The sequence below is a fragment of the Flavobacterium tructae genome, from assembly GCF_002217475.1.
GTDB lineage: Bacteria > Bacteroidota > Bacteroidia > Flavobacteriales > Flavobacteriaceae > Flavobacterium > Flavobacterium tructae.
The window spans coordinates 20,971-27,352 of record NZ_MUHH01000051.1 but is presented as its reverse complement, the minus strand read 5'-3'; the positions used below and the strand labels follow the sequence as shown (position 1 = coordinate 27,352).

Genomic DNA, 6,382 nt, shown 5'->3' with positions numbered 1-6,382 from the left:
GATTGGAACGGATTTTTTTTTGATTTACAGGAGTGAAAATTGCTTTTGCCCTTTCAGGGCGATATTTACTGTTCATTTTGGTTCATAGTGCTTCGCACCATGCTCTTTGCTTTTCGGGCTTTCAGCCCTTTTTCCTTGCGCGCTTTGCGTAGGCCTTTGCGGACTTAGCGGTTAGTAAGTGACTAATGGATGATACGGATTTGCTAGGCGAAAACACGGATTGGGGCGGATTTTTTTATTTGCTGTAGATGGCTTTTGCCCTTTCAGGGCGATACTTACCGTTTATTTTGGTTCATAGTGCTTTGCACCATGCTCTTTGCTTTTCGGGCTTTCAGTCCTTTTTCCTTGCGTGCTTTGCGTATACCTTTGCGGGCTTTGCGGTTAAAAACTTTAGTCCTTTTTTTCTTTGAATATTCTTTTTATCATGATATGCGTTAGGGATGGAAGCGATATCCTTTTGCGATTACCGTACATTTAAAATTCCCTGAAACTTCTATCGCAAAAGATTTAGCGGACAGCCCGACCCAAAGGGGAACGCCATAATAATTGTTGTCTTTAATAGATAGATATTTAAATAAGAGATATTGGTATGATTAAATGCTATTTCCTTTTACAATTCCACGGGATGAATTTTTTATAAAATCTAATATTTTATCACGTTCATAAGTTTGCTTCATGTGCTTTTCTATAAAGTCTAATGCATGAGAAGTATTTCTCTTTTGCTGAAAGATAATGCGATATATTTCTTGGAGTTCTTGCATTTTTTCAATCTTAAAACCTCTTCTTCTTAAACCAATGGTATTCAACCCTGCAAAACTTAAAGGTTCACGCGCAACGAGTATATACGGAGGTATATCTTTGACAATACGACTCATGCCGCTAATCATAGTATGCTCTCCAATAATCGAAAATTGATGAATTGCTGTTAATCCGCTGATATTTGCGTAATCACCGACCTTTACTTCTCCTGCCATTCCCACATTAAAACCTATAATGCAGTTATTACCAATGAAACAATCATGTCCGATGTGAGTGTTGGACATGATTAAATTATGATTCCCAATTACTGTTTTTTGTTTTGATTGAGTTCCTTTGTTTATAGTAACAAATTCTCGGATAATATTATTGTCTCCTATTTCCAGTGTACTATATTCGTTTTTGTATTTTAAATCTTGTGAGGTTCCTGATAATACTGCATTGGAATGTATTTGGCAATTCCTGCCGATTCTCGCGCCGTCAAGTAGGTTTACATTATTGCCGATCCAGGTGTTATCACCAATAATTACATCATTTTCAATAGTAGTGTAATTACCAATATGAACATTTTTTCCAATAATTGCATTTTTGCCTATAGCTATATTTTTCAATTTGATTGTCTTTATGTGAAAAGCAAATGTTGGAAAAATATAATGATTTTTTCTTGATGTAAAATCAATTAATTGAAGATCTGATTCTGCTCAATGTCTCTTGACTTACACCGATAAGCGAGGCAATATGTTTTAGTTTTGATTTTGCAATAATAGTTGGAAATGAATTTAATAAGTAGAAATATTTATCCTGAGCATTCATGGATTTATAAAAATGATGAAACTCATTTAATTTTGAAAGATAAATTCTAAGCAGCTTAATATAGAATTTAGAAAATAATGGATATTCTAATAGAATTTGCTCATCTGTATGAGATAATGAATAAAGTGTGGTGTCCTCACATGCCTGAAAAAGCTCAAATGAGGGTTTCTGTTCAAAAAAACTACTCAATGAAGTGATGAATTGATGATCGGTATAAATCCATTTAGTTATCTCTTCTCCGTCATTATAGAAAAATCTTCGCACTGAACCGGATTTTATAAAGTAAATTTTTTGGCAAATTTGTTTTTCTTTTATAATAACCTCATTTTTATTGTAGGATTCTTCTTTAAATAAATTTTTTATTGCCTTTTCGGTCTCTTGATCCAGTGGCTGAAAACTGTTTATAAATGCAAGAAGCTCTTCCATTGCCCTTATTTAGTTGGTTTATTTAGTGAAATTAAATCTAATTCAGGTTTAATTAATAACGAATATAGTTTATTTCTTAGAGGAACTATCATTATAAACGTTGAAGAGTGTATTATGCGAATTCTGTTTTGTTTAGATACCTTTTTTATTTAGATGACCTGTAAAAAAAAGAACCCCAAAAGAGTATTTTTTGGGGTAGATTTTAGGGTAGAAGTGAATTAGACCTGCTTGTAGTCACTATGCCAAACAGCTTCTTCAGGACCATCTCCTTTGTGTCCGTCTAATTGAATTACGAAACTTTTAGCCGGGAAGTATGGTGTGATGTGGATATCAAGTAAGATTCTGTCTTTTTGAGTTTTATCCTGCTCAATTTTCATTACTGTAAACTTTTCAATAAGATTAGTAGGTCCTTTGATTCCGTCAAGGAACTTAATGATTTGGCTTCTTAAATCGGCTTCAGTTCTGGTAGTCCAGTTCTCGAAAGCTCTTCTGTTTAAGAAATCGAAAAGTACTTTGGTAATATGGTCGAATACACGTACTACAGAGTAGGTTTGTAAACCTAAGTTGTCTCCGTTGAACAATGTTTTAGCAGAGAAAGCCATAATTTTACTGTACTCATTAACCATTGGTACCAATCCCATTTTTTCAATTTCTGAGATTTCGCTTTTCTTCAGGTCAAAACGAACACTTTCTACCTCGTTTAAGCCTCCGAATTTTTTACCGGCAACTACCTGAGACATCAATGTTTTGTATATTTTACCTGCTAAAGAAGTCGATGGTGGTACATAAAGATTGTCCTCTTCTCCAACTTCGTTATTTTTACTTCTTCCTAACAAATAGTTACAAGTCATAATAGTGTTTGATTTGTACACATCACCACCAGTATGATTGGCATTGAAGAAGATATCGATAACATCATCCGGAGTTTCAAGATCCTGGAAGTCAGTTAGTAATACTGTTTTATTCTCATGAGCTATTTTAGACCATTTTTCTAAAACAGCGTTAGAACCTAAATATCCCGGAACTGAAAGTATAGAGTAGTTTTTTCTCAAATCAAGACGGTCAAAATTTTGCTTTAATTCATTCGAAACATAATCAATAAACAAAGTATTGTCTAAATCTTTTAATTGCGTTATATCAGCGTTTACGATCGTTACGTTCTTGATTTTATCGCTTTCGGCATTTTTATAGAATAAAGCGACACTACGATACGAAGTTTCTAATTCTCTTGTAGTGTTTAAGGCGTATTTCAGGTTTTTATTTAATGTTGCATCTGCTGATGTTGCTTTTGCATTGGCCACTTCGATCATTGATTCAACAGAATCATTTCCTTTTAGTAAATCCAGCCACAAATCAAGTCTGTTGTTAAGAGTTGTTCTCTCGCTTTCCCATTGAGCATCGTTTAGAAAGATATTTTTTCTGGCTTTTCTGGTTGGGTTTAAGTTTGATAATCCGTCGATTACGTTTTCTAAGAAAGCAAAACCTCCATATTCGTTTAACAGGTTTATTTTGCTTGGGGAGTCTTGTACTAATTGTTCGCTTGAAGAACCTTGAACTTTTTGTTCTTTAGTTTGAGTTGCCATATTTACTGTTTGTTGTTGTTAATTTCGTTCTTAGCGTTTTGAAGTAATTCGATTACTGCTTCTTTAACTGCCGGATCCTGGATCGCTTTTATTAAAGCTCTGTTGCTCGAAAGCTGGCGAACAATTTTATACGCTTGTTCCTTTTCAGTGTTTAATTTATTAAGAAAAGGACTGTTTTCTTTTATAGATTTTGCTCCAAAATCTCCTAAGTTTTGGAAGACCATCGATTCGTTTAAATCGGAACCTTGTTCCGTTGTAAATTCAAAGTCTACGCTAGGTTTGTACTTCTCAAAAACCGCTTCTACAGTCTGCAAATCATAGACAGCTTCGGGTCCTACCGGCTGCTCATTTGTAAGTTTTTGAATTAGTAATGTTCTGTTCGAAGGAATTTCCAAAATTGATTCACTGGCGTCAACTTTTACTTCATTGCCACCAATACCATAATTGAACATGCTCATAATTTTATAAGATTTTTAGTTGATTTTGTAAAACTAGTAAAAAAATACTTTAAAATAATATTGATTTGTAAGTATTTTATTTGGAGTTTTGTAGCAATGTGTTAAAATTAAAAATTAAAGCTTTAGTTTTATAAAAAACAACTTAATTTCGACAAAAGATGAAATACCTGAAATACCCTGTTAATTTTAAGTCTTTGGTGAGAGGTTCACAGGATAATTTTTGTAAGATAGAGGAATCGATTGCTTATAACATTATGATGATTATTACCACTTCATTTGGAGAGATTCCGGAGATCCCAAATTACGGATCTGTCATCTGGGACCTGGAGTTTAATCAGCATATAAAGAAAAGAGATTGGGAGGATTTGGTTAGAAAATCCCTGTTAAAGTCGATTACTGAATTTGAGAGGAGACTAACCTTAAGTGAAGTCACTATTTCGTTAGATGAAATTGATAATACAGAACTGGGATCAAGCATAAGAAGAAAAGCAAACATAGTCGTAAAAGGTGATATTATCGAAAGTCTGATGCCATTTAGCTTTCACACAAAATTGAATATAAGCCCAATTTCTCAATAGTACAAAATATGAAAGACGTTAAGTTTATTGAAATAAAAAACAGAATACAAAAGAAGTGTTTAGAGATCTGGGGAATTGAAAATATTAACATGGCCGACCCTTTGGTCATGATGTTATTAGACGTTTTTGTTCATGAACTTTATTATTTGTATCACGAAGGAATCGAATCTGATAATAAAATTATTGAACGCATTGCTCAGGAAATTGTGCCAAGTCAATGGAATTTACCTATGCCGGCACACGCTTTAGCAAGTACAGCAGCAACAAATGGTATTGTGGTACTCAACAGTGATGCCGAATTTATTATAAAATCGACTTTCGCAACCAATGTTGATTATGATATTCATTTTACTCCCTTTACCAACGAAAGCATTATAGAGGGTGAGGTTGGTTTTCAACTTTATGATTCCTTATTGATCGATTCTTTCAAAAATGTGAATCGCTTGCCGGTGCATTGTAAAATTTCTGATCACAGGATGTGGATTGGACTGGATATTTCAAGAGAAAATCTGGAGAAATTAAATTCTTTGAAATTTACATTTGTTACAGAGAATTCCTCGTTAGATGCTTTTTTACAGTTTGTTACGGTAAGAGATACTCACGGAAATGCTATTGATTTTGAAAATGAAAGTTTTGCGGAAGTTCAGGACAACAAGCATTACGTTGAAGCGATAAAATCATACTATAAAAATTTTATTTACAAGTTAAGACTGAATCCGGAGAAGTTGGTTTACGAGTCTTTACTCGATAAATTCAACATTGAAAAAGAAGCATTAAAATCTGCTAAAAAGAATACCGAACTTATTTGGTTAGAGTTCGTATTTCCTGAAATCTTTACCAAACAGGAGCTTGATAAAATTCAGATAAAAATCAACACATTTCCGATCGTCAACCGAAAACTGAACAACAGAGTTCATAATGCTCAGGTAGAAGGACGTCTGTTTCCGATGAAGGCAGAGAGAAACACACACTTTTTAGATGTGATGAAAGTTTTTAACGAAAAAAACATCGAATTCATCAATGGTATCAAGCAGCCTAACGCTATCACTTCAAATACCTATACCGTTTTTTATGGCGGATTAGAGAATTACGATTCCAGAACGGCAAAGTTTTTCCTTAAAAAATTAGCCAGAGCTTTACGTGAAGACATCAGTTCATTTTCGAATATCAATGCCGATTATATTGATGCGACAATGACTAAAATCAATGAAGAAATCAATTCAATTGAAAGTAAAATTACCAGCAGTTACAGTCAGGTGAACGAAGAGGAAGTTTATGCTCTGATTCATGAAACCGATAAATCTAAAATTTTGTACTGTTCGTATTGGACTTCGAACGGTCAGGTGGCTAATAACTTAAAAAAAGGTACTGTTTTAAAACAAACGGTCTTATCTGAATTAGTCCAGGATTCTACTGTTTTTGAAACGACTTCTCTTGGCGGAATTTATAGAAATAACAAAGTCGAGAAATTAATCAATCTTCGATATGGTTTTTTATCCAAAGAGCGACTGGTAACGAAACAAGACATAAAATCTGCGGTTCATTATCATTTAAGAAACATTACAAAAGAGGTACTGATTACAGATGGAGTGGGCATTAGCAATGAAAGAAAAAAAGGAGTATTCAGAACGATTGATGTAAAAGTTATTTTGCAGGATAAGTACGCTTTACAGATAGAAAACAAGCAAAAAATAGGATTGTTTTTAAAGGAAACCTTAGAGAAACAATCCGTGATGAACATCCCATTTCAAATTACCATAAACTAAAG

The 6,382-nt window shown here is 33.7% G+C and carries 6 protein-coding genes; 2 read left to right on the top strand and 4 right to left on the bottom strand.

Features of this window, described 5'->3' with window-relative positions:
* Positions 1-593: 593 nt before the first annotated feature.
* The 4 genes from lpxA to B0A80_RS18980 all read right to left on the bottom strand — a co-directional run bounded on the left by lpxA (position 594) and on the right by B0A80_RS18980 (position 4,036).
* A complete protein-coding gene (lpxA, locus tag B0A80_RS18995) occupies positions 594-1,367 on the bottom strand; it encodes an acyl-ACP--UDP-N-acetylglucosamine O-acyltransferase (RefSeq protein WP_089078321.1) in 774 nt (257 codons plus the stop codon).
* Between the two features lie 64 nt (positions 1,368-1,431).
* A complete protein-coding gene (locus B0A80_RS18990; RefSeq protein ID WP_089078320.1) occupies positions 1,432-1,995 on the bottom strand; it encodes a Crp/Fnr family transcriptional regulator in 564 nt (187 codons plus the stop codon).
* A gap of 218 nt (positions 1,996-2,213) precedes the next feature.
* Positions 2,214-3,578 carry a DUF5458 family protein gene (locus B0A80_RS18985; RefSeq protein WP_017496374.1) on the bottom strand — a complete coding sequence of 455 codons (1,365 nt, stop codon included), beginning with the start codon at positions 3,576-3,578 and terminating at the stop codon, positions 2,214-2,216.
* A gap of 2 nt (positions 3,579-3,580) precedes the next feature.
* Positions 3,581-4,036 carry a hypothetical protein gene (locus B0A80_RS18980; RefSeq protein WP_026109973.1) on the bottom strand — a complete coding sequence of 152 codons (456 nt, stop codon included), beginning with the start codon at positions 4,034-4,036 and terminating at the stop codon, positions 3,581-3,583.
* Between the two features lie 158 nt (positions 4,037-4,194).
* Between B0A80_RS18980 and B0A80_RS18975 the strand changes: the two genes are divergently transcribed.
* A complete protein-coding gene (locus B0A80_RS18975) occupies positions 4,195-4,614 on the top strand; it encodes a GPW/gp25 family protein (protein WP_017496372.1) in 420 nt (139 codons plus the stop codon).
* An 8-nt stretch (positions 4,615-4,622) separates the two neighbouring features.
* Positions 4,623-6,380, top strand: a complete 1,758-nt coding sequence (locus B0A80_RS18970) for a hypothetical protein (RefSeq protein ID WP_089078319.1) — start codon at positions 4,623-4,625, stop codon at positions 6,378-6,380.
* Positions 6,381-6,382: the final 2 nt, after the last annotated feature.

What these genes read in the sequence shown, in the direction of transcription:
- B0A80_RS18990 (WP_089078320.1), bottom strand. Translation starts at nt 1,995, where the DNA reads ATGGAAGAGCTTCTTGCATTTATAAACAGTTTTCAGCCACTGGATCAA.
- B0A80_RS18985 (WP_017496374.1), bottom strand. Translation starts at nt 3,578, where the DNA reads ATGGCAACTCAAACTAAAGAACAAAAAGTTCAAGGTTCTTCAAGCGAA.
- B0A80_RS18980 (WP_026109973.1), bottom strand. Translation starts at nt 4,036, where the DNA reads ATGAGCATGTTCAATTATGGTATTGGTGGCAATGAAGTAAAAGTTGAC.
- B0A80_RS18975 (WP_017496372.1), top strand. Translation starts at nt 4,195, where the DNA reads ATGAAATACCTGAAATACCCTGTTAATTTTAAGTCTTTGGTGAGAGGT.
- B0A80_RS18970 (WP_089078319.1), top strand. Translation starts at nt 4,623, where the DNA reads ATGAAAGACGTTAAGTTTATTGAAATAAAAAACAGAATACAAAAGAAG.